The 22,522-nt window shown below is 67.1% G+C and carries 17 protein-coding genes and 2 pseudogenes; 8 read left to right on the forward strand and 11 right to left on the reverse strand.

The genetic code is table 11. The annotated features are described in order from the left end of the window. The first annotated feature begins 2 nt into the window (after positions 1 to 2). The 4 genes and pseudogenes from DVK44_RS15690 (at position 3) to DVK44_RS15705 (ending at position 3,069) form a co-directional block, all read left to right on the forward strand. On the forward strand, positions 3 to 1,283 hold the full coding sequence (locus tag DVK44_RS15690; protein ID WP_114660238.1) for a PP2C family protein-serine/threonine phosphatase: 1,281 nt from the start codon (positions 3 to 5) through the stop codon (positions 1,281 to 1,283). Beyond that, entirely contained in the window at positions 1,280 to 1,633 is a 354-nt protein-coding gene (locus DVK44_RS15695; protein ID WP_114660239.1) for an STAS domain-containing protein, read from the forward strand. Before DVK44_RS15690 ends, DVK44_RS15695 begins: the two co-directional genes overlap by 4 nt. A 187-nt stretch (positions 1,634 to 1,820) precedes the next feature. Then, the gene (locus DVK44_RS15700; RefSeq protein ID WP_114660240.1) at positions 1,821 to 1,994 is read left to right on the forward strand and encodes a CsbD family protein; all 174 of its coding nucleotides are present in this window, start codon (positions 1,821 to 1,823) and stop codon (positions 1,992 to 1,994) included. 72 nt (positions 1,995 to 2,066) lie between these two features. Beyond that, positions 2,067 to 3,069, forward strand: a pseudogene (locus tag DVK44_RS15705) (IS5 family transposase). A gap of 192 nt (positions 3,070 to 3,261) precedes the next feature. Here the strand turns inward: DVK44_RS15705 and DVK44_RS15710 are convergent. The 3 genes from DVK44_RS15710 to DVK44_RS15720 all read right to left on the reverse strand — a co-directional run bounded on the left by DVK44_RS15710 (position 3,262) and on the right by DVK44_RS15720 (position 5,546). Next, entirely contained in the window at positions 3,262 to 4,485 is a 1,224-nt protein-coding gene (locus DVK44_RS15710; protein WP_114660241.1) for a phospholipase D-like domain-containing protein, read from the reverse strand. 303 nt (positions 4,486 to 4,788) lie between these two features. After that, positions 4,789 to 5,010: a hypothetical protein gene (locus tag DVK44_RS15715; protein ID WP_114660242.1), complete on the reverse strand. Its 222-nt coding sequence runs from the start codon at positions 5,008 to 5,010 to the stop codon at positions 4,789 to 4,791. 335 nt (positions 5,011 to 5,345) lie between these two features. Further along, positions 5,346 to 5,546 (reverse strand): hypothetical protein, encoded by a 201-nt coding sequence (locus DVK44_RS15720; protein WP_162793843.1) that lies wholly within the window; start codon positions 5,544 to 5,546, stop codon positions 5,346 to 5,348. Between DVK44_RS15720 and DVK44_RS15725 the strand changes: the two genes are divergently transcribed. After that, positions 5,545 to 5,979, forward strand: coding sequence for a pentapeptide repeat-containing protein (locus tag DVK44_RS15725; protein WP_114660244.1), 435 nt, complete (start codon positions 5,545 to 5,547; stop codon positions 5,977 to 5,979). The two genes, DVK44_RS15720 and DVK44_RS15725, sit on opposite strands and share 2 nt — an antisense overlap. 193 nt (positions 5,980 to 6,172) lie before the next feature. Here DVK44_RS15725 and DVK44_RS15730 read toward each other — a convergent pair whose 3' ends face one another. Then, entirely contained in the window at positions 6,173 to 6,343 is a 171-nt protein-coding gene (locus DVK44_RS15730) for a hydrophobic protein (RefSeq protein WP_114660245.1), read from the reverse strand. Positions 6,344 to 6,526: 183 nt separating this feature from the next. Beyond that, positions 6,527 to 6,697: pseudogene (locus tag DVK44_RS37895) on the reverse strand (SRPBCC family protein); the annotation flags it as partial. 329 nt (positions 6,698 to 7,026) lie between these two features. Here DVK44_RS37895 and DVK44_RS15745 point away from each other — a divergent pair. Further along, entirely contained in the window at positions 7,027 to 7,491 is a 465-nt protein-coding gene (locus DVK44_RS15745) for a DUF6197 family protein (RefSeq protein WP_228447169.1), read from the forward strand. A 60-nt stretch (positions 7,492 to 7,551) separates the two neighbouring features. Here DVK44_RS15745 and DVK44_RS15750 read toward each other — a convergent pair whose 3' ends face one another. Then, positions 7,552 to 8,244: an MAB_1171c family putative transporter gene (locus tag DVK44_RS15750; protein WP_228447170.1), complete on the reverse strand. Its 693-nt coding sequence runs from the start codon at positions 8,242 to 8,244 to the stop codon at positions 7,552 to 7,554. A 3-nt stretch (positions 8,245 to 8,247) separates the two neighbouring features. After that, entirely contained in the window at positions 8,248 to 8,826 is a 579-nt protein-coding gene (locus DVK44_RS15755; RefSeq protein ID WP_114660247.1) for a hypothetical protein, read from the reverse strand. 676 nt (positions 8,827 to 9,502) lie between these two features. Here DVK44_RS15755 and DVK44_RS15760 point away from each other — a divergent pair. After that, complete coding sequence (locus DVK44_RS15760; RefSeq protein ID WP_114665156.1) at positions 9,503 to 9,940, forward strand: pyridoxamine 5'-phosphate oxidase family protein; 438 nt, start codon at positions 9,503 to 9,505, stop codon at positions 9,938 to 9,940. Positions 9,941 to 10,661: 721 nt separating this feature from the next. Here the strand turns inward: DVK44_RS15760 and DVK44_RS15765 are convergent. The 4 genes from DVK44_RS15765 to DVK44_RS15780 all read right to left on the reverse strand — a co-directional run bounded on the left by DVK44_RS15765 (position 10,662) and on the right by DVK44_RS15780 (position 20,523). Then, the gene (locus tag DVK44_RS15765; protein WP_114660248.1) at positions 10,662 to 10,868 is read right to left on the reverse strand and encodes a hypothetical protein; all 207 of its coding nucleotides are present in this window, start codon (positions 10,866 to 10,868) and stop codon (positions 10,662 to 10,664) included. A 342-nt stretch (positions 10,869 to 11,210) separates the two neighbouring features. After that, entirely contained in the window at positions 11,211 to 12,005 is a 795-nt protein-coding gene (locus DVK44_RS15770; RefSeq protein ID WP_114660249.1) for a hypothetical protein, read from the reverse strand. 167 nt (positions 12,006 to 12,172) lie between these two features. Beyond that, positions 12,173 to 18,322, reverse strand: coding sequence for a phospholipase A2 (locus DVK44_RS15775; RefSeq protein ID WP_114660250.1), 6,150 nt, complete (start codon positions 18,320 to 18,322; stop codon positions 12,173 to 12,175). 1,268 nt (positions 18,323 to 19,590) lie between these two features. Next, positions 19,591 to 20,523, reverse strand: a complete 933-nt coding sequence (locus DVK44_RS15780; RefSeq protein ID WP_114660251.1) for a protein kinase family protein — start codon at positions 20,521 to 20,523, stop codon at positions 19,591 to 19,593. Positions 20,524 to 21,019: 496 nt separating this feature from the next. Here DVK44_RS15780 and DVK44_RS15785 point away from each other — a divergent pair, with 496 nt between their 5' ends. After that, the gene (locus DVK44_RS15785) at positions 21,020 to 22,039 is read left to right on the forward strand and encodes a cytochrome P450 (protein ID WP_228447171.1); all 1,020 of its coding nucleotides are present in this window, start codon (positions 21,020 to 21,022) and stop codon (positions 22,037 to 22,039) included. The last annotated feature ends 483 nt before the right edge of the window (positions 22,040 to 22,522 follow it).

Raw genomic sequence — 22,522 nt, forward strand, 5'->3', positions numbered from 1 at the left:
TGATGTGCCGTACGGGCCAGGCTCCGGAGCCGGGTGAGGAGCAGGATGTGGACGCCAAGGATGTGGTGTTCGCCTCGCTGCTGGAGGACAGTGCCAAGGAGCTGTACGAGCAGGCCCCGTGCGGGTATCTGTCGACGCTGATGGACGGCACCATCGCGAAGATCAACACCACGTTGCTGGAGTGGCTGGGCCTGGAGCGGGCCCAGGTGGTGGGGCTGATGCGGTTCGCTGATCTGCTGAGCGTGGGCGGCAAGCTGTACCACGAGACGCACTTCGCGCCACTGTTGCAGATGAAGGGCGAGGTCAGCGGCATCGCCATGGACATCAAGGCCGCAGCCGGGCGGATGCCGGTGCTGGTCACCTCCAAGGTGAAGACGAGCGAGGACGGCGAGCCGCTGCTGATCCGTACCACCGTCTTCGACGCCCGCGACCGCCGCGCGTACGAGAGCGAGTTGCTGCGCGGCCGCCAGGCGGCCGAGGAAGCACGCCGGCAGGCCGAGGCCGACCGCGAGCGGCTCCAGGAAGCTCTTGCCGTCCTCCAGCAGAGCCTGCTGCCCGCCAAGCTGCCCACGGTTCCGGGCCTGGAGGCAGCCTCCCATTACCACACGGCCTCGCCGGATCTGCTGGGCGGAGACTTCTACGACCTGTTCCCCCTGGTCGCCGGCCGGTGGGCGTTCTTCCTCGGCGACGTCTGCGGCAAGGGCCCCCAGGCCGCGGCCGTGACCTCGCTGGCCCGCTACACCCTGCGCGCCACCGCCCTCCACGATGCCGATCCGGTCAGCGTGCTGACCACGTTGAACACGGTGCTGCACCAGCGGTACACCAGCGGCGACCCCCGCTATTGCACCGCCATATTCGGTGTCCTCGACCTCACCGGCGACCACGTCGGCGTGCACCTTGCCTCCGGCGGACACCCCTCCGCGCTGATCCAGCGCGCGGACGGCAGTGCCGACTACCTCCCCACCACCGGCGGCATGCTCATCGGCGTTCTGCCCCAGGTCGAGGTCGTTGCCGCCCGTGCCCGGCTGCTGCCCGGTGACACCCTGCTCCTTTACACCGACGGCGTGACCGAGGCCCGCACCGGAGCCGACCGCGAGCTGTACGGAGAGGACGCCCTGCGCGCCTTCACCGCTGATCAGCCCCCGGCCGGCCCGCAGGCCCTGGTCACAGCCCTGACCCGGCTCCTCGCCGCGTTCGGCGACGGCCTCGACGACGACACAGCACTGCTCGCCCTCGGCGTGCCCGCCGCGCTTCCGAGCACCACGAGTGAAGATCTGACATGAGCCCACTGACGATCACTGCCCAAGACGCCGCCACCGGCCCCGTACTGGAGATCACCGGCAACCTCGACTACGCGACGGCGCCCGAGCTGCGCAAGATCGTGAACGGCCTGACCGTTGCCGCGGGGCAACTCTTGGTTCTGGATCTGGCCGGCCTGGATTTCTGCGACTCCAGCGGGATCAGCGCTCTGCTGTCGGCCCGAAGCCTGGCCATCGAACAAGGCGCGGGCACAGCTCTGGCCGCCGTACCCGCCAACACTGCCCGCATCCTGCGCACCGTGGGCCTGGACCGGGTGTTCACCATCCATCCGGACGTCTCGGCGGCCACCGCCCGCAGCGCCGCCGCCCGCTGATCCGGCCCTGGGAGACGGCTGGCCGGGTCCCAGCGCCAGGGCGGGGCCCGGCGCAGTCGATCTTCGGCATTGAGGGTGTCCTGTGGGCGGCGGAGTCGTCCGTGCCGATTTTTGGGGTAGAGGTTCGGTGCGGGCCGGGCATCAGCTGGGCTCCAGGGATGTCGCCCACTTGGGAGGAATGGTTTCGATGAGCACACAGGACAAGGCCGCCAACATTGGTGACAAGCTCAAGGGCAAAGCAAAAGAAGCGGCCGGCAAGGTGACCGGTAACCAGCGTCTGGAAGCCGAGGGAAAGGCCGACCAGGCCAAGGGAGACATCAAGCAGGCAGGCGAGAAGATCAAGGACGCCCTCAAGGACTAGGGCCTGTGTGATGTCGTGATCAGTATTTTCATTTCGCTGCCGTGCAGGGGTGGATCGCAGTAGGAAGTCGGTGTGACGCGCCGACAACTCAGCGACGACCAGTGGGAACTCATCCAGCCGTACTTGCCGATCGGCGAGTACGGCCCCTATCCGGTGAAACTTCGGGAGCAGTTCGAGGGGGTGATCTGGCGTTTTAGGTCCGGCGCTCAGTGGCGTGAAATGCCCGCGGAGTTCGGCCCCTGGCCCACCGTCTACGGCCGTTTCCGGGTCTGGCGGGACGCGGGAGTTTTCACCGCGCTGCTGGAAGGGCTGATCGCCGAGGCCGCCCGGCGGGGGAAGACGGACCTGTCGCTGGTCAGTGTGGATTCCACGACCGCCCGAGCGCATCACGATGCCGCCGGGATGCGCATCGATCCCGAGGTCATGGAAGCCCTGGAGAAGGCCGTGCGGGAACAGGAACAGACCCGGCAAAAGGGGGCGGCCCAGCGGAACAGAACGGACAGGACACCGGAGACGGCCCCGGCCCCGAAGAGCGGCGACGCGTCCGGCGCCGGCGCAGGGTCCGTCTGAAACAGGCCCTGCTCGGCAGATCCAGAGGTGGCCTGACCTGCAAGGTCCATCTTGCGTCCGACCGCTGGTGCCGGCCGCTGGCGATCGTGGTGACCGCCGGACAGGCCGCCGACAGCCCGCAGTTCGTCCCGATCCTGGAGAAGGTCCGTGTCCGGCTGTCCGTCGGGCGCCCGCGCACCCGGCCCTCCGCCGTGGCCGGGGACAAGGCGTACTCCTCCCGCGCCAACCGCGCCTACCTGCGCAGACGCGGCATCAAGGCCGTCATCCCGGAGAAGAGGGACCAAGCCGCCCACCGCAAGAACAGAGGCCGCAGAGGCGGCCGGCCCCTCACCCACGACACGGACCTCTACAAGGACCGCAACACCGTCGAACGCATGATCAACAGACTGAAAGCCTGGCGAGGCATCGCCAGCGCTACGACAAGACCCCCGAAAGCTACGACGCCGGCCTCCACCTCAGGGCCTCCATGCTCTGGATCAACGACCTCATACCCACGACCAGATGATCACGACCTCACACAGGCCCTAATCCGGGCGCTTCACTTCACGGCGGGGCCACAGCCGGCAGAGCTGTGGCCCCGCCGCTGTGTCCGCCGGCGGCGCCTGTGCCCGCCCTTGGGAGGGCCAGGACAGCCCGCTTCGGAGGTCTTCGCGCTGGTTCCCCACGTGCCAAGAGCCCGAGCGCAGAGCCCGCACGGTCACAGGAAGCGCCGCACGGGAATGACGGCCGCTTCCTTCAAACGCTGGGGCAGGGGCCGGCGCTTCCACCGGGCAGCATCGATCGCCTCGCTGCGTGTCAGGTCGTGATCGAAGTCGTCGTCCAGGACTCTTGTGAAGGCCTCGTCGAGGACGGCGAGCATGACTTCTTCGTCATGATCCATCGAGCGGCGGTTGAAGTTGGTGGAGCCGATCAGCGCGGCGACCCCGTCCACGGTCATGATCTTCGTGTGGAGCATGGTCGGCTGGTACTGGCGGATGTCGACACCGGCCGCGAGCAGCGCGGCGTAGTGGTGCTGACCCGCGAGCTGACAGGCGCGCTGGTCGGTGTGGGGGCCGGGCAGCAGGATCTGGACCTGGACGCCACGGCGGGCGGTGGCGCACAGCAGGTCGATGAAGTAGGTGTCAGGGGCGAAGTAGGCGGTGGACAGGCGGAAGCGTTCCTGTGCGGAGGTGAGCATGACGCGGATCAGGGTCTGCATGTCCTGCCAGCCGAAGCTGGCCGAGCCCCGCACCACCTGCACGGTCGAGGATCCCGGCTGGGCATGTTCAGTGAACCGGTCGCGGTCATCGAAAAGCTCCTCGTGGCACTCGGCCCAGTTCTGGGCGAACGCGGCCGCGATCCCGTCCACCGCCGGGCCACGGACCTTGACGTGTGTGTCACGCCACTCCTCGGGGGTACGGGCATCGCCGCACCATTCCTCGGCGATGCCGACCCCGCCGGTGAACGCGGTGTGCTCATCCACAATGAGAGCCTTGCGATGGCAGCGGTGGTTCTGCTTGAGCGGGGAGATCCACGCAGGCTTGCGGAACCAGGCGACCAGCACCCCGGCGGCGTCCATGTCATCGAGAAGGTCCTGCTCGATCTCCTTGGCGCCGAAGCCGTCCAGCAGCAGCCGCACCCTAACGCCGGCGCGGGCGCGGTCGGCCAGGGCAGCGGCGAAGTCGCGCGCGATCTGCCCGCGCCAGTACACGAACGTCATCAGGTCGATCGTGTACTCGGCCCCGCGCACCGCAGCCAGCATCGCGGGAAAGATCTCATCGCCGTTACGCAACGGGACAAGCTCGTTGCCTTCGGTCGCAGCCACCCCGATCAGCCGCTCCAGACGCCGACGCAAACGCCGCTTACGCTCCCCCGTCTCCACCGGACCCTCGTCACCATCCGAGGGCAAGGCTGCTGCGATAAGGGTCTTCTCGATGCTCATGCGGTGCTCCTCCTGGACGTTCGGTGGTGGCGGGTGCCGGTACGGTAAGCCTGGAGGCGGTCTTTCTCTCAAAAACATCCGCGGGCCCAATTGTCGAACCCACACACAATAGGGAAGTCGCAAAAGAGATGACACCGCTGCGCAGGATTGACGCCGCGGGTCTAGGGCCGGCGGCGCGGCGGGTACGCGCCGCTGGTGATCCGCGAGGGCGGGGTGCGCGATGAGCGCGGGATCCGTACGGACTGACGCCTCGGCCGAGATGGCGCATGCGAAGAAGACCGGTGGTGGGAAGCCCGGCTCTGCTTAGCCGCGGGGTGTCCACAGTCCTTGGTGGACGAGCGTCTCGTGCCGGCTCTTCCGCACGTAACCGTCGGCTCCCGCGAGGGCACCGACGATGAGGGTCGCGATGATGCCCGTGAGAGGTTGGGCGATTACGGCTGTGGCGATGCCGATGGGGAGCGCAACGACGATGCCCGTGACGATGGGCCGCTTGGCGAGCAGGATCTCCAGGCGGCTGGGCGCCATACTGCCTCCGAGAACGCGGTGCGGCGTGGGTAGAGCGTCGTATCCGCGCTTCGGTATCGGCATGAGTGGAGCCTAGGGCAGCCGAGCGGCGTCGGGTCGACAGCGAGGGCCAATTCGACCTTTACCCCGGACAAATGGCAGCCTCCGCTCGCTGGGGGGACACAGCCTGGACGGCGACGCCAAGGCGGTGTCCCAGCATCCTGTAGACCGGTATCAGCTTCCGGCCGAAGGCCAGGAGGGCATCGACCGCGACCACCTATGCCCGCCCCTCCCGTGCCGCAGCGTGCCGTTCACCCCACGCCCGTAACGCAGCAGGGAAAGCCGTAGCTCGAAGTTCAGCCCTCTTCGAACAGTGTCTCCTCCATGAACCAGCCGTGAGCGGCCATACCCTCCTTCGTCCACTCCAGCATCAGCAATGCGCCCTCCTCTGCCCGGGACTCCCGCACCAGCCCGGACCTGTGTGACCGGCTGACGGACGGCGAACTGCCGGAAATCCGGGCGACGGCCACCGACCCGGCTGACACGCTGGCGCGCATGACCACGCCACTGACCGCGAGACAACGACTCGCCGCGCTCCACAACTATGCGGCCGTGAACGGTGAGGACTTCACCGGCCAGAACCTTGCTTCAGCTCGCACGTCGCGGCTGCGGTTCACTCGCTGCTCGTTCATCGGGGCCGATCTACGCCACGCCACCCTGGACGGTTGTTGGTTCAAGTTCTGTGACTTCAGCGACGCAGACCTGCGCAGCGCTTCACTGCGCGAGGTCAGCCTGGCCGGATGCGATCTGCGGGGTGCTGACCTGCGCGACGCCGATCTGACCGACGCCAGGTTCGGAAGCGTAAACACTGGCGTGCCCCCGCTCGGGCTGACCAACATCACCGGTGCCCGGTTCGACGGAGCGGCCTTGCGTAACGTTCAAGCGGAAGGCGTCATCGGGTGGCCACCCGGGCACGGCGCGAACGAGTAGGTCCTGCCTGGCGGCAAGATCACGATCTACAGCTGGAGTAATAGGCGCAGCTGCGGGAAGGCGGGACTGAGCACGCCTCGCTGACGCCAAAAGGCGGCGAAACGGCGGCGAAAGGGCGGCGGAAATCCTCCGCCACCCTTTTCTGTCGGCCGTTACCGCTTTGGCTGTCTTACGGATTTGGAGACCAGAACTGCTACCAGCGGTACCAGCGTGACCTGGTCCCGCCGGCGCCGGTACCACGTGCGACGAAACCGAGCAGCCACAGAACCAGAACGGCCAGGGCGAGCCACCAAAGTATTTTTACCGCGAACCCTGCCCCGAAAAGAATCAGGGCGAGAAGCAGTACAAGAAGCAGCGGAACCATGTGAGATCTCCTGTGGATTGGTTTCCCTGAATTGCTTTTGCCGCACGCCGGTTTCCTGGTTCGGGTACCCGGAATGGCGGTGTCGTCCTCGCTGGTTACAGCCCGTTCCGGGCTGCACGGCTGTCAGTCCGGTCAGAGCGGGGGGATCCGGCCGCGCCATGCGCCGGTCTCGCCGCCGCGCTTCCGCTCGTCGGGGAACTGATCGACGATCTGAGTGTCGAACTCCCGGTGGTCGATCTGGGTGACCTGCTTCATACCCTCAATGAAATTCGGAAATTCCTCGAATTGTGTCCACTGGTTGTATGCAGTGTGAACCGGTACCTGGACATTCGCAATGTCTGTGACCGAACTCATCGAACGTCTCCTTTCGAGATAACGTTGCCCGGGCCGTCTTGCCGCTGCGCGGAGGATTAAACATGGTCTGCCGGAATCATCTGATGAAGCGGTTTCCCCGGCAGTGATAACCACTGGTTCCTCGGCTGCGAGTTGTGCGACTGGCAAGGCCCGAAGTTCTGGAGCCACCTGCGCGGGCGCAACGGAGAGCCGCCGAGCGCGCGCCATCACAAGGGCGGGTGCATCGGAGAGGACAAGGTCCGCCGACTGATCCCCGCCTACCACTAGCAGCCCGGCCGAAGGGGCGGCGGCAGCGCGCCGCCGCCCCCGCTTTCCCGAAGGACAGCACCGTGCCGCCCCACCACACCCCCGAAAGCATTGTTATCTCGGACACCCCGGCCGCGATCCTGGAATGGGCCGCCCGCCACATCGAACACGTCGGCATCCACCAGGGCCCGCACCTGTTCGCCGGTCCCGGCCGTACGGCCACGTTGCCGTGCTGGCCGCGCGGCGCCCTCGAAATCGCCGCCGGCCACGGTCGGGGAGCCGCCGGCCGGACGTACGACTGGCACCGCATCGACCATGCCCGTGACCAGGCATTCGCCCTCCTCGCGGAAACCCTCGCCGGTCACCCCGTCGACGCTGACGAGCCCACCGACGCCAAGGCCATGCATCGGGAGGTCATCGACAGGTGGAACGGCTTCTTGACCATCAACCGCTGTTCGGCGGCCAGGTACATCCAGTACGAGGGCTCCGGGTCGGCACGCCGAGAGCACGCACCGGGCGCCGCTCTCTACCAGGTAAACGCTGCCTGACGCCGCACTGGATCGCCGGAGGCTCGGAGCTGATGGTGATGAGGTCAGTTCCGTATGTGGTCACCGCGTCACGGTGGGCTGGCCGTCGCGGTTCTGCCGGTGCACGGCTCGGCTCGGCCGTGAAAGGCTCCCACTTGGATACTTTCTGCCCCGTGTGCTCCGCGAAAATCTCTTGACGATGACGACGCGGATTGCGCAGGCCACTGACATCGCTCCCAGCCCCACAGCGGCCATCCAGAGCCCGGTCGAATGCGGGCGTCGGGACATGCGGGCGTAGCGGAAGGTCCACCGGCACGCCATACCGAGCGCATACATCAGGTAGAGGCCGGCGCCGCCGTAGAAGAGCGCGATCTGCGGAGCCGTCATGTCGGCTGTGCTGAAGGAGCCGGCGAAGACCTTGTGCGGCACCGACTCGGCAGCCACGGTGATCGCTACCGCGACGACCGCGACAACGACGGCTTCCTTCCGGGCCCTGCGTCGGCCCGCATCTTCGTCGGCGGCGGAGTAGAGGTAGAAGCACATCAAGAAGTACACCGCGAGCAGCAGCAGTACGTTCTGGATCAGCTTCGCCGTCCCGTGTCCGGCGACGGTGTCGACACCGGACGCTCCGCCGGGCATCGCTACGGGATACGAGAGCGCGGCACACAGCAGGCAGAGGGTGACCGAGCGAAGAGGTGCGTCATCCGGGCTTCGCTTCCACTGGTAGAGCTTCCAGACCAGAGCGGCCAAGAGCCCCAAGAGCAGGAGTTCCACGAGTTACAGCCATCCTCGCCGGTCACCAAGAGCTGCCTCGACCCGTCGCAGGGCGGGATCATCAGCCGGAGGAGTGGAGCTTGCGAGCAGGGCCGACCACTCCAGGATGATCGTGGCCACGAGTTCGACGGAGCACTCCTCGCCGTCGTCGTACGAGCAACGCTGGGCGACACGCTTGATCGATTCGGTACCGAAGACGGGCAGCAGAGTGGCCCACCCCTCCACGTGGATGGCCGCCGCCTCTTCGTCAGAATCGGTAACCGGCGTGTCCATCTCGGCCTTGCCCGAAGGGTCTTCAGTGGCCTTCTCATTCTCGGCCACGATGATGTGCCCGACCTCGTGCAGGATGATGTGCTCTTGGTGAAGGCGGGTCGTCTCCTGCTGGTAAAGGATCACGTCGTACGCGTCGTACTCCGCCCACATGCCCGAGGGTCCGGGCTTGGGCAGCGGAGCTTCGCGCAGGAACAGAGGACGCCCGCGCCGTCGGCTCAGCCTCTCGCAAAGATCGTGAACGTCGAGTGGGGGAGTGGCGCCGAGGTCTTGCAGCTCGCGGCGAATCAGGCGATGCAGGTCTTTCTCCACCGGGCGGGCCGTGGTTGTGCGCCAGCGCCCAAGGCGCCGACGGTTGGTTCCGTCCTGAGCGGGAGTGGCCTCCGCCGCGTCTCGACCACCCTTATCTGACCACACTGAGTAATCCCTCCAAGTCGGCTGATGATGGCTCTCCTGAGCCGGGCGACAGAGCGCCCACGTCGATGACGTCCGGTTCCCGGCGCCGCAAACGACCGCAGGCGGTTGCGGCCGCGCCCCACTACCCCCCCTCGTAGGGGTAAGGATGCCGGGCATCCAGGGCCTCCCATCTGCTCGAATATCACGTACGCAAATGCGCGCTGACGCCCTGAGCGGCGCTGCGCCGTGGAGTCCCCGGGGACCTCTTTGGACAGTACGTGACGCTTCCGACAGGACCTTGCCCAGTAGCCATGATCGATTCGTGTAGATGACAGGTAATTTCGACCACTCAAAGTGGCGTAAATCAACCCTTTTTAACCCCACGCGAGGCTTTGAGCTGCGGCTTTGCGGCCTGGCGTGAATTGATCAACTTTGTGAGTCGGTGGAGGGCTCCGTTATTAACCTGAGACTCTAGGTGGGAGTGGTATTCCCGTAAAAGGTCGTGAAGTGGACAAAGCCCCCGATCGGGGGAGCGTGTGGTGGCGGTCACTTTGGGGCAGTTCGGGCAACTGCGGCGCTTATGCTTTCAGTCATGTTGAATGCGATATGTGCCCAGTCGGACAGCTATCTGGAGTTCTGGAACGAGCGTCACCTGTGCACGTTGACCACGCTGCGGCCGAATGGGCGACCGCATGTCGTGCCGGTCGGCGTGACGGTGGATGTCGCCACTGGCGTGGCCCGCATTATCACTCGCAAATCAAGTCGCAAAGTGGCCAATATCCTCGCGGGTGGGGGTGAAGCCCGCGCAGCCCTGTGCCAGGTCGACGGCGGCCGGTGGGCCACGCTCGAAGGAGCGGCGGAGGTGTGCACCGACGAGGCTGTAGTCGAGGACGCGGTTGCCCGTTACGGAAAGCGATACGGCCGTACGCCGGCCCCGGACCCTGAGCGGGTGGTCATCCTGGTCTCGGTCGAACGGGCACTGGGCCAGACCTCAGGTGCCCGACCTCAAGCAGCCCAGGCCGCTGCGTAGCGCCAAGTCGCTTGCCGAGATGGCGGTGGGCGTGAGCCTGCGTAGATCATGAAGCTGTGGTGGCTGTGCGCGTCGGGGCCCATGGCATTGGTGTGTCCAGACCCTGAGCGTTACTCAGCCTGAGTTTTCCCCCAGGGTGATCGCCCGAAGACGGCTTCGGGCGCGGGGGCGCGTCCTACTCTGCCATCTGGTGGTGCCAGGTGAGGGACCAGCCCCACGGGCGCGGGCACCACCATGGTGGCGCAGTGACGGACGTTACGGGCGGGGGAACAACGCCGCGGGCGCGGGGACCACAGTATCCAGCGGGCGGACGGCCGCGCGGCTGGGGGACCAACCCCGCGGGCGCGGGGACCACAGGCGCCGACCTGCGGGTTTATTTGGGCAGGCGCCTGTTTTTACTCACTTCTCCAGATTCCGACATAGCTGGCATTATGTGCTTCTGGGGAACCCGGTCGGGCTCCACCCGGCTTGCCGCTTGCATCCCCGTCTCCTCTGGCTTCTGTTTTTGGGTCTGCGTCGGTCTGTCTGCCGCTGGACTTCCCCTGCTTGGCTTTGCGCCGTGCCGATGCTGGCCCTGTGTAGATCTTCCCGTGGCTTGAGCGTATTCGTGATCCCGGGAGTGGAGGGGGGATCGGTCCAGGTTGCGGCGCGGTGATGAGCCAGTTCGGAGTGCCACGTGGCAAGTCCTGGAGGGGTGCGATGCTGTTTGCCTTGGCAATCGTTATTTGTGCGCCAGGATTCCCGAAAAGACTTCGCTCGCGACCAGGCCATCTTTTCTGCGGTGCAGTACTAGGACGAGTCCAAAACGTCGGTTCGTCCAGACGTCGGCGGCCTCGGCGTGGGTCGCGTCCGTAACCTGATAACGCATCCCGTGCTGCTCGAACTGGTCAGCACTTGCGGTGAGCGCCGCGTAAGCGGTATCAGCCATGGATGTCATTTCTCATTCTCCGCCGGGAAGGTCGGATAACACCCGGTGCCGCGCACCTGATGTGGTGTGCGGCACCGGTCTGTTCATGAGTGGGGCTGACGTGCGGGTATTCATGCCCTGGCTGATCGTTCCCCGAGCCGCCGAAGATTCTTCCCCAACGTCTGCTTCCGTCGCCGGCACAAGCATGATTCGTTGCCGTATCTACAAGGAGAAGTCAGCTCGCGCACAAGCAGACCCTTGACGCTCGCCGTGGTGCCGGCGTTCTTCAGGGCCTGTCGACGGCAGGCTGGACCGCTGTCTTCGCCGGGGCGATGAAGACTCCTTCGGGGAGCGTGTCCGGTGTCAGTGCGCCGGGCGCGTCGGCACGGCCCGGCCCGGGTGGACCGCGAATGCCAGGGCCGTGCCCAGGACGTACGCGGCGACCGTCACGGTCCAGGCGGCCAGGTCCGGCATGTGCCGGCCCCACAGCGGGGCGGCTGAGTTGTCGATGGCCGCGATCAGTACCACCGCGCCCGCCACCAGGGCGACCGTGGTCCCGAGGCCGCGGCCGGTGGCACGCAGCGCCCAGCCCAGTCCGTACCCGAGGGCCAGGGAGAGGATGCCGCTGACGGTTCGGGCCACCGGGCCGGAGTCCGCCGCTATCGCCTTGAGGAAGAAGGCGGTAAAGGCCGCGACGCCGGCATATACCGCGGGCAGCAGCAGGTTGTTCGCATCGCCCGGGAGCAGGGCAGAATCGCGTCCCGGCCGGGCGAGCGCCGCCACCAGGCAGCTGCCGGCCACCATCAGCACGGCCGCGAACAGCCAACTGGTGGGCCACAGCCCGTCGAAGCCGTCCGCCTCCGGCTCGTGCGTGAGGTAAGAAGCCAGCAACAGCGCGGAGGGAACACCACCGACAGCCGCCATGGCCACGCCGGGCCGGTCGGTGAAGCGGCCCACCGTCGCGGCCAGCCCCACCAGGATCAGGATGAAAAGACCGACGCCCCACCATGTGTGGCCGGTGGTCAGCGTGTCCGAACCCGGCTCGACCGGAACGTTGGCGCGCGGGTCCCAGGGCATCAGCAGGAGGTAGGCACCTGCGGCTAGGGCGGCGGCGGCCGGGGCGGCCACGCGGGAGGCGGCGGGGCTGGTGCCGTTCATGAGGGTGTCTCCTGAGAGTGAAGGAAGAATTGAGAGGGAGAGCGAAGGGGGGGGCTGACGGCCCCGACGCTCGGAGGGGACTACGGGTGGGCTCCGGTGTGCCGGATACACCCCCTGCCCGGGGGAACGCCTTACGGTCGCTCCCCCGGGCGGGTGAGGTCAGCGGTTCAGAAGAAGGCGCTGTCTCCGAACTTGTTGACCGCATACCAGAAACCGTAGGCAGCGCCGTTGCACGCCTTCTCGGGCAGGTACATTTTCGGCTCGCAGATCCGCTTGTTCATATCGTATTTAAAGCGCGAGTCGATCCGGTCCTTGTTGTGCCGCGTCGTGCGCTTCTGCTTCTGGTAGTTCCGATAACCGAAGTCGTGCCGGGCACAGGGCCAGTAGAACTGGCTGCTGTAGTACGCCAGTGAAGGCCCGATGACGATGTAGCTGTACCACGGGGCCGAGCAGCCGTCGTCCTTCCAGATCAGGTCGGTGCGGTGGCCCTTCCGCTTCTTCTCGTCGCGGAAGGCCCACAGGCCCCGGTCGAAAAGCCAGTAGTCGGTGGCCGAGGCCTTCGAACCGCCGGGCGAGCCGTACGCGGTGATCCTCATCGGCTCGGAGAGCGGGGCCGCCGCACAGCCCATGCAGAGGGCGAGTTCGCTACCGGAACCGGTGACCTCCTGGCCGCTGAGCTGGTCGGCGAGGGCGGAGCCGGAGAGCTGGCCGCCGTCCTGCACGAGGAGGGCGCCGGTGCCGGGGCTGTACTGGATCTGGCCCTCGTTGGTGGCCTCGTTCAGCTCGATCGTCACCGAGCCGTCCGCGTCGATGGCCGCGATGCCGTTGAGTTCGTCGACCTCGGTGATCAGGGTGCGGGTGATACCGGCTGTGCCCTGGGTCCAGACCAGCTGGTCGGCCTCGTCGTAGTGGAACTTCTGGGTGTCCGCGACCGTCCAGAGCCCGCCCGAGCCGGTCTCGATAACCGCGCCGCGCTTACGGCCCGCCGGGTCCAGTGTCCAGGTCTGGCGGCGGTCGCCCACCGTCTGGCGCTGTTGCTGGTCGTTGGCGAAGTAGTCGGTGGTCAGTCCGTCGGGTGAGGCGGTCAGACGGCTGCGGCCGTCGTACACGTAGCCCGCGTCCACGATTCGGCCGGCCGAGTCGTAGGTGTGGCTGGTGGCGACACCCGTCGAGGTCGGGCAGCCGGTCACAGCGTTGCCGGTGGCCGAGGCCTCGCTCTTGCGGGTGCCGTTGGCGTTGTAGGTGTAGGTGTAGAGGGCGCAGTTGCCGGAGCCGTCCTGCGCCTCGGTCGCGCTGCGTACGAGGCGGCCTCCATTGTCGTAGGCGTTGACGGCGACCGTCAGGCCGGCCCGTTCGACCGTCTCCTTGTGTACCGAGGTGGTGCCGTTGCTGGCGAAGAAGGGCTCGGTCTGGCCGGTGAGAGTGTAGGTGCGGGCGACCGCTTCACCGTTGGGTGCGTTGGTCTGGCGCATCGTGATCCCGCCGGGCAGCTGTTGGCTGATCGTGAGGGCGTCGCCGTCGTACACGTTGGTGAAGACGCCGGCTGCGGAGTCCGTCACCTTGGTCGCCAGGCCCCGGGGCTCAGCGGTGGAGTCGTACTCGTAGGTGGTCGTGTACGGGGCGGAGCTCGCCGTCCGCACGGTCCGGTTCAGCGCGTCGTACTCGGTGGACGTGGTGGCGCCTTCTGCGTCGGTGTACCTGATCAGGCGGCCCAGCGCGTCGTAGGCGTTGGTCAGGGCAGCGCCGTCCGTGGTGGACGTCTTGGCTATCTTGCCGTTGCCCGCGTTGTAGGTGGTGGTGCTCTCCTGGACGGCCGCTCCGGCGTTGCCGGTGATGGTGGTCTTCTCCGGGCGGCCCGCCGTGTCGTACGTCGTCACGGTCGTGCGGGTGGTGCCGTTGCCGGTTTCGGTGACCTTGGCGATCTGGCCGTGCCGGTCGTACTCGGTGACCGTGGTCAGCCCCGCGGTCGGGTTGCCGTTGGTGCCGCTGATCGCGGCGGCCGGGGCAGTCTTGCAGACCAGGTCGGCCCATTCGGGACGGCTGGAGCAGTCACCCGTGCCACCCGCCGTCCAGTACGTGGTCACGAACGATGAGGCGTCGGTGCCGCTGCCGGCCGGGTTGGTGGTCAGCGTCGGACGGCCCATGGAGTCGTACTGGGCGGAGCGGGTCAGGGACAGAGCGCCCGGGTCCTCCGTCTTGGAGGTGGGCAGGCCCTTGTCCCAGTCGTACGCGGTCGAGTTGGTACGTACGTCGACCTCAGCGTAGCCAGGGACCTGCACGCCGGTCATCTCCTTGGTGACCTGGTGGTTCACCTTGGCGCTGCCGTTGGTGGGCCGGCCCTCGTCGTAGACGATGCGGGTGTGCTCGCGGGCGGGGAGCTCGCTTTCCGCCGAGACGGCCGGGAGCCCGCCGGTGGCGGGCAGCGGGGCGGAGACGCCGGTCAGCTTGAGCGGGCCCCAGGCCTCGATCTCACTGACGCCGTCCTTGCTGTACACGCTGGTGGCGGACAGCAGGTTGGCCCGCTCGGCGGTGGGCAGCGTGGCGATGCGCAGAGCGTCCAGCATCTCGGTGGCGCCGGAGGCCGTGCCCAGGGCCAGCTCGCGGTTGGCCGCGGTCAGTTCGCTGACGACGTTGCCGAAGGCGTCGTACTCGGTGGTGGAGATGTGTCCGCCGGGCTGCGCGGTGTTGACCTGGCGGCCGGAGGCGTTGGTATAGGTGATCGCGGCGCGCTGGTAGGCGGTCGCCGTCAGCTGGTCACCGCTGTGAGAGGCAGGCATCTGGTCGGAGGGGAAGACGGCGGTCGCGTCGGTCGGAACGTCGCGCTGACCCCAGTCGCCGACCTGGGTGGCGCTCATGCCGTATGGGGCGTTCGTACCGGTCAGCGGGACGTCGTAGACGATTCCGGTGGTCGCGGTGCCGTTGGTCAGGGTCGCCGAACCCTGCGTGAGGGTGGGGCGGGAGGCCTTGACGAGCATGCCGCCACCGGCCACGGGCGAGGCTCCGGCCGTGGCGTACGTGAAGGCCCAGGGCAGCACACCGGGCTCGGTGAACTTGGTGACCCGGCCGGCCGCGTCGTACTCGTACTCGGTCTTGAGCTCCGACGGCGTGCGCGGGTCCCACATCTGGCGCAGGCGGCCGTCCTGGTCGTACAGGTACGACACGACGTTGGTCACGGTCGCGGCGGTGGCGCCGGGGCCGGTGGCCCACAGGCGGATGCCGGAGACGCGGTTCGCGTAGTTGCCGAGTGTGCTGGTGGTGGCGGTGGTGGCTGGCGCGTAGAGGTACTCCAGGACGCGGCAGCCCTTGGTGGCCGGCGTGACTTTGCAGATGTCGACGGAGACGGCGCTGGTGTGGGTGACCAGGTACTTGGGGCGCGATACCTGCTTGGCGTTCTCGGTGACGACTGTGGAGAGCAGATAGGTGCTGGGGTTGGCCGGGTCGTCGGTAGGACGCGTGGTACTGGAGAGCTGCCAGGCGTCGGTGCCGGTCGGCTTGGTGAAGGTGCTGATGACGCCGGATGTGTCGGTCAGCGTGTACGAGCCGTTGGTCTGCTTGGCGAGGGTGAGGCCCTCGGCTCCGGGCTCGGGCTTCCAGCCGCCGGTCGTGGTGGCGGTAAAGCCGGTCCGCTTGCCGTCGCCGTCGGCAACGGTGGCGAGGGCAGTGCCGGTCTCGTGGACCGTGGACCACTTGCTGCCGGTGGCCGCCAGTTCCAGACCGGAGGACCACTGCGGGCCGAAGATCGCGGACTGGCCGGCTGCCTGGGAGCCCTGGCTGGGGCGGCGCGAGGAGGCGGTGCGGGTGATGGACATTCCGAAGACGGTGGTGTCGGTCGCGCCGAGCACGAAGTCGCCGGTGAGCGCGTTGAGGCTGCCGGGGCCGACCGGGAGCTCGGGGGCGGCGCCCGCGATACGGTCGACAGTGATGGTATTCGCAGGAGAGTTGTCGGTGGCAGTGCCCGCGGTGAAGACCGCGCGGATGTCCACGGGCCCGTCCTCGGCGAGGGTGTCGGTGATGTTCCAGGTCAGCGAGGCGGGCTTGCCGTTGATGGCCGGCGCGGGCCATGAGGTGAGTGCGGTGCCGTCAGCGGTTCGTGTGACATCCGCGACCGGGATATCGCCCCAGGTGTCGGTGTCGCCTCGCCGATACTGATAGCGGGCGGCCGTGTACGTGGTCTTGCCTTCAGAGGTCAGCTCCAGCCGCCGTGCCGGGCGGTCGCCGTCGTTCGGCGCGGTCAGCGACGCACCGGAGCCGGCGTAGAAGACGTATGCAGTCGCGGCTGAGACGTTTCCGGCCCTGTCGCGGGTCCTGACGCTGATCGTGTGCTTGCCCGCCCGGAACGTGATGGTGTCGGTCACCGCGGCACCAGTGGTGGCGTGGGTGCTTGCGGAGCCGCCGTCCAGGGTCCACACCACCGACGCGGTATCGGAGGGCGGCGGGGTGAATGTGAAGTCCCCGGTGAAATCCCCGTTCTCATCCGGCGTGCCCGTCCACGTGTTGGCCGGAAAGTCGGTCGAGGCGATGGATGTCGTGCTCGGGGCGGTGGTGTCGACTGTCAGGGTGCTCCACGCCGACCAGGCGCTGCCGTCTGTGCCGTCATGGGACAGAACCCGCCATTTGTAGGCACCTTGCGCCAGGACCGGAGAGGTCCATGAGAACGTGGAACCGGAGGCGACCTGAGCGGAGTCACCCGAGGTGATCATGGCGGTACCGGCAGAGTTCCAGACCTCGAAATGCCCGTACAGCTTGTTGCCGTCGGCATCAGATGCCTTTGCCTGCAGCGTCGGCGTCGTGTCATTGGTCGCCGCACCCGTGACCGGGGCGACCACGGTGGGCTTGCCCGGGTAGGAGTTGTACGTGACGGTCAGCTTGGGCGCGTAGCCGGAGGTGGTGTAGTTCGCCGAGCGGAAGCGCCGCCAGCTGGTGGAGTCGTTCTGGTCGGCGCTGCGGATACCGATGCCGTAGTTGGCGGCTCCGTTGGCCCAGTCCTGGACCATGGCGGTCATAGTCCAGTTGGACCAGTTGGCCGGGCAGGATGAGTTGTAGCCCCAGTGCCCGGTGTTGGTCGCCATGTTGACCGTGGTCAGCGTCGGCTCGGAGCCCCAGACAATCGCGTGGGAGTCCCAGGCGGATGTCACCCGGCGTGCCGTGGTGCTCGCACCTGTGGTGGCGCAGGTGGCGGAGTAGTAGTTGTACAGCGACATCGTCGCACCGGTGATGTGCTTGCCCGAGAACTTCGACACGTCGAACCTCAGGTAGGTGCGGGCCACGTGCGTGCCGGCGTCGTAGGAGCCCGATTTCAGCTCCTGCGAGCCGACCTGCGAGTCGAGGTAGTCCGGGTACTGGATCCAGGTGTCCGTGGTCACCGCGAGCGTCGAGGTGGGGTCGACCGTCACCGGATAGGTCGCGGTGGCCAGGAACTCCGGGGCCGGGGTGAGGACGAGGGTCTGTGCGCCGTCGTCGGCCGTTTCGATCTTCGTGTCGACCGGGGCCTGGTGCTCGGATTCACCGGAGGCGTCGTTTTTGGTCGCATCCCACATCATCGGCGCTGATGCCTCGGCCACCAGCTTCCCGCCGGAGTCCTTCAACAGCAGGTGCCCGGAATCTGCCTGGGACAGCTTCAGCCCGTCCAGGTCAAGCGGGATCCGGTAGGAGACCGCGTCATCGGGGGCCTTGTCCAGGACTACGTTCTGGGAGAACCCCTGGGCCAGCGCGGTGACCGTCAGCTTCTGGCCGCCGCCCAGGTCGTAGGACGCGGTGCTGTCCTTCACCGTCGGCGTGGGGAGCTTGTCCTCCCAGCCCAGGCCGAAGGACTTGTCCCCCTTGGACACCGACGCCAACTGCTTGTCACCGCCGTTGGAGACCGCAATGTCAGCTGACGTGGCCTCCGGCGTCAGATTGGCGCCGGTGTCGGACAACGACGTATCGATGTCCTGCCACGCGCCGTCCCGCTTTACCCGGATCGGCTCTGCGTAGGACTCAGTCTGCGACTCACCGCTCGGCAACGCCCAGGTCGTCGAATCCGCCGCCCGCTCCGACAGCACCTCGATCTTCCGGTCCTGCAACCGTGCCATCAACAACGCCGACGCCACATCGGTCGCCTCCGCGCGTCCCAATGGTTTCTCCGACGCCGACGTCATGGCAGCGGAGGATTCGTCGGTGGCGGCTATGGCCTGCCCAGTCGATTCCACGATCAGGGCTGTCTCGACAGCCAGCAGCAGGGACAGCGCTCCCGCTATCTGGCGCAGCCGTCTGTCCGCACGAGGTGCGGTGGACGATCTGAGCGGGCCGGGGGGCCTGCTGGTCAACCAAGAACCCATCACATCTCCTTCATCGGATCTCCTTGAGAGATCAATGGCGAGAGATCTACAGGCTCTGCATAGGCGGCGACCAGGTCTTGTCCATGGGATGGATCGCGATCGCCTCACCCAACGCCGAGAAAAACACCCAGAATAACCCGATTTAATCGGTTGAATTTCCGGTATGTCCTTATGGGTATGAGAATGATCCACCTTGCGTTAGTGAAACGTTCATCCTCAAACTGAACGGGCGCTGTCAGCCAGCTGGTGACCTTGGGTGAGGCGCGCTGACGGCGCTGCCTTGTGCTGAGGTGCGGCTGGCACTGGGTGAACAGGCCGTGTTCGGGCTCGGTGAGGATCCCGCGGATGGTGAGGTGGTTGAGCTTGGAGTGCCCTTCATCCTCCGTGAGCCGGCGCTCGTACCCGCTGTGGACCCGCACCGACAGAGCACCGCAGGCTGGCATCCCGCCCCGGTCACGCAGGCCCGTGCCGCCACCCGCACTTCGCCCCCGAACGGCCCCACGTTCGTCGTCCGCTGGCGTGCAGCCGGCGCCCGGAACGGCAAGCGGGAGTCTGAGGTGTTCGACGGCCTCCCGTCCGCTGAGAAGTTCCGTGACCTCGTGAAGGCGCACGGGGAGCACTGGCCGCCAGAGTGGAACCAGGGCCGCGGTTTCGTTGCAGACCGGCGCCGGAAGGAGACGGCAACCCTACTGTGCTGGGTTGGTGAACCGCCGGCTCACCATCGAGGGATCTCATCACAAGCTGTCCGGAGATGCTGTCACGGCAAGCGCGGCACCATCCACACGGATACCACGATGGGATGGTGGATAGAACTATCTCGGCGCGCTCGGCCTGGTTCCTCAACGCCATCGTGCTGTTGAACGCACGCTTACGCGTGGGCCGTCCGCCTGCTCGGTGAATTCCGGGTGAGCGAACTCACTTGTCGCAACATTCGAATCCGGCGCCTGGACGCAGCGCCTTAGTTGGCGCCATCGAGCGTTGAGTGATCAGGACCGCGCAACGGAACCAGTCCCCCAGAGCCCGGCGTCGTGTTTGGTGTTCGTGATTCCTTAAGGGGCATTGTGGAAGCTGATCCGCCGTGGTGGGCCATCATTGTGATTTCAGCCGGGGCGACGGTGGTCCTTGGAACCGTCCTGCTGTCTGTGATCGCCGTAGTCGCTCTCGGAGCAGGCTGGGCGAGGAGGAGATACAGCGGGCCGGCTCGGCGCCCCTGACAGAGTTGTCGGCAGGGCATCTGAGGCTTAAAGGGCAGGCTGAAACGTCAGGCGTCATGTTCGCCGGTCAGGCGTATCGACGGCTCTGATCAGCTCGGCGAGTTCCGAGGCGGTGGGCCGGTCGTCGGCATGCCCCAGGAGGATCGGGCGGAGCGTGTTCTGTAGCGCGGGCCACAGGGGTCTGTCGTCGAGGGGGAGCCGTCGGCTTGCGATGACGGCGCGGAGTTCGGCGCAAGTGAGCCGCGTCGGGTCGATCCCTCCTGCCCGGTAGTCGAGTGGCCAACGGGCCGTGACACAGGACCACAGAGTTCCGGCCAGGGCGTAGACGTCGGAGGCTGCGGTCGTGGGAACGGGATGTTCGGTCACGGCGAGGCGGGCGGACAGTTCTGGTGCGACGAGGTGGGGGATGCCGCCTCTGAAGGTGGCCTCCGGGGTGGAACCCGGCCGTAGCGCCCATGAGAGGTCGATCAGCCTGACCCCGTGGTCGGTGAGGACGCCGTGGTCGGGTTGCAGGTCGGAGTGGACCCACCCCATGGTGTGCAACGCGGCGACAGCCCGGCACAGGCCGTCGGCCGCTTCCAGCACGCCCGGCCGGTCGTGAGCGCCCTCGCGTACGGACCTGAAGACTTCCCAGACGGATGGGCCGTCCAGCCACGGGGTCACGAGCCACCCCGAGGCTTCGTCCTGCCCGGAGACCACCCCGTAGCCGGGCAGCAGGCCCAGGGTCTCCGCTTCCCGCGCGGTCACTGTCCGCACGTCCCCGTATCCGGCCTTCACCGCCACGGACCGGCCGGCGAGTCCGGTGGCCTTCCACACCGCTGCTCCACGTCGGTAGGTGATCTCCGTGAGTGCGACCGGCCCGCCGCAGGCGGTCTCCGCCGCCGCTCGCGCTTCCGCGGGGCAGGCCGGGAACCGGTCCGTGACCGCGCCGTCGTCCCAGGGAGCTTCGCCCAGGTGGTCGCTGCCTTGTTCCGTAGGCCCGATCATGTTCTTCCTGCTTCCCAGTAGAAAATACCCACAGAATGCCCCCGATCGTCGCGTCAGTAATTCTCCAGCGGTCGCGGAGATTGAAGGGGTGGTTGCCCCGAAGTGGCACGCTGATTTACCGCTCACCGTTTGCTTTTGGAGTGTGCCCGCGCACGACAAGCGCACCGTGCGTGTGAACGGCGTTGCGCGGCGCTCCTCCCGGCCTCCTCGCTCCGCACGCGCTCCATCGCGCCCCCTGTCGGAATGTATGACCTCACGAATTCGCCGGGTAGTTATTCGGGTGTCGAAGGCTGGGCTTACGTGCCGCGATCCGGAGCCCCCGGACGTGTGCGGCGCGCTCGCGCATGGGACCACTGGCGAAACGACTCCCAGAGAGCGGCATTCCGTGACACTGAGAGATGGGTATCGATTTCGGCGGGACCCTCTGGAGTTCATCGAGGACTGCGCTCGACGGAGCGAGACCGATGTGTTCCGGCTTCCGTGGGGTGCCTGGTGTGTGCGCGACACCGACCTGGCGCTCAAGGTATTGCGTGATCCGGCCTTCAACAGCGGGTTGTCCGGCTTCTTCGGGGACACGCTGCCCACACGGGCGGCCCAGGCCGGTCTCGGCCGCGCCGTTCGCGAAACGGTCCGTGCCCATGTGCCCACCTACGGCCACGACATGGCCCGGGCGGTGGACGGGATACCCGCCGTCAGCGCATGGCCCATGACCGGTCTCATGCTGGTTCACCGGGCCTCGGCGGATCTTCTTCTGCACCCTGGTGTACCCGCTTCGCTGGGGCTGCTGCTGAGGCGGTTCGTGAGGAGCGGCCTGGTCCGTTCCCCGAGGCTGAGGCACCGGGTACAGGCTGAAGCGCATCGCCTCAGGCTCGTGGAAGCGCTGACCGGACATGTCGCGGAGCGCCGGGCGGAGAGCGTCCGGGCACCTGCCCCAAGGGATGTGCTGGACGCGGTGATCGGCGCGTGCCCCGAAGAGGTCACCGACCGGACAGCGGCGCAGCTGTACATCATGCTGGTCGTCGCAATCGTGGGGCCCTTGGGCTACACGGTGGCGTGGTCGGTGCTGCTCGCCTGCCTGCATCACCGCCCCGGGGCATCGTGGCCGTGGCCCACCGACTGGATCACGCGCGAGGCGGCACGCCACCGGCCCGTGGCGTGGATGGTCGGCCGCCGTGTCCCCTCCCCCGCCCGGTACGGCGGGGTCGACCTCCGGCCCGGCACCACCCTCTCGGTCAGCCCTTACCTGCTCCACCACGACCAGAACCGCTGGACCGACGCCCAGCGCTTCAGCCCCGAACGCTGGGGCGAACCAGCGCAGCACGGCCCCTACCTACCCTTCAGCGCGGGCCCCTTCAGCTGCGCCGGCGCGGCGGTCGCACAGACCCTCGTCACCGCAACCGTGACCGCGCTGACCGCCGGAGCCCGTCTGTCGGTACGTGGTCGCGACATACGGACGGTGGTCACCGACGCCTCCATCCCGGGCCCCTTCGAACTCCAGCGGGCCCCTGCCCACTGAAACCCCCGAGACACACGAAGGAGGTGAATGGCCATGATCTCCACCCTCCGACGCATTTTCAGGAGCAGTCCCAGCAACAGCTGGTTCCGGGCCAGCTAGCCCGGTCCACCTGAACGGTCCGCACGTCCAGCACTGCGCGACGTGCGGACCACCGTTCGAACGTGTCACGCCTACGAGGCAACTGGACAAGTCGATCAGGTTCGGCTCGCACGGTGACTGCTGCTGCGGTTCAACCCGCTTGCGCGTTTGCCGGGGAGTGAGGTCGGAAAGCCTGTGATCCCAAGGGCGTGGGTGGATCGAGATTGCAGGAGCAATCCCGCGTGGCGCTGTGCCCATCAGTAGGCACAGCGGGTCGGGGGAGCCGGATCGGGCTGGATGTAGCGGGATGGAAACGGGTCCGACTCTCCTGGGCTCCACATGTTGAGACCCCTCCTGACCAGCGTTTCCGCAGGTCAGGAGGGGTCTTCTTCGCGTTTTGGTGGG

Source organism: Streptomyces paludis (genome assembly GCF_003344965.1).
GTDB lineage: Bacteria > Actinomycetota > Actinomycetes > Streptomycetales > Streptomycetaceae > Streptomyces > Streptomyces paludis.

Bases quoted from the DNA above. Each gene is read 5' to 3' on its own strand.
- DVK44_RS15720 (WP_162793843.1), bottom strand. From the start codon at position 5,546: ATGCGCGCCAGCGTGTCAGCCGGGTCGGTGGCCGTCGCCCGGATTTCC.
- DVK44_RS15690 (WP_114660238.1), top strand. From the start codon at position 3: ATGTGCCGTACGGGCCAGGCTCCGGAGCCGGGTGAGGAGCAGGATGTG.
- DVK44_RS15725 (WP_114660244.1), top strand. From the start codon at position 5,545: ATGACCACGCCACTGACCGCGAGACAACGACTCGCCGCGCTCCACAAC.
- DVK44_RS15700 (WP_114660240.1), top strand. From the start codon at position 1,821: ATGAGCACACAGGACAAGGCCGCCAACATTGGTGACAAGCTCAAGGGC.
- DVK44_RS15760 (WP_114665156.1), top strand. From the start codon at position 9,503: ATGTTGAATGCGATATGTGCCCAGTCGGACAGCTATCTGGAGTTCTGG.
- DVK44_RS15695 (WP_114660239.1), top strand. From the start codon at position 1,280: ATGAGCCCACTGACGATCACTGCCCAAGACGCCGCCACCGGCCCCGTA.
- DVK44_RS15710 (WP_114660241.1), bottom strand. From the start codon at position 4,485: ATGAGCATCGAGAAGACCCTTATCGCAGCAGCCTTGCCCTCGGATGGT.
- DVK44_RS15775 (WP_114660250.1), bottom strand. From the start codon at position 18,322: ATGGGTTCTTGGTTGACCAGCAGGCCCCCCGGCCCGCTCAGATCGTCC.
- DVK44_RS15730 (WP_114660245.1), bottom strand. From the start codon at position 6,343: ATGGTTCCGCTGCTTCTTGTACTGCTTCTCGCCCTGATTCTTTTCGGG.
- DVK44_RS15765 (WP_114660248.1), bottom strand. From the start codon at position 10,868: ATGGCTGATACCGCTTACGCGGCGCTCACCGCAAGTGCTGACCAGTTC.
- DVK44_RS15780 (WP_114660251.1), bottom strand. From the start codon at position 20,523: ATGATCGGGCCTACGGAACAAGGCAGCGACCACCTGGGCGAAGCTCCC.
- DVK44_RS15715 (WP_114660242.1), bottom strand. From the start codon at position 5,010: ATGGCGCCCAGCCGCCTGGAGATCCTGCTCGCCAAGCGGCCCATCGTC.
- DVK44_RS15770 (WP_114660249.1), bottom strand. From the start codon at position 12,005: ATGAACGGCACCAGCCCCGCCGCCTCCCGCGTGGCCGCCCCGGCCGCC.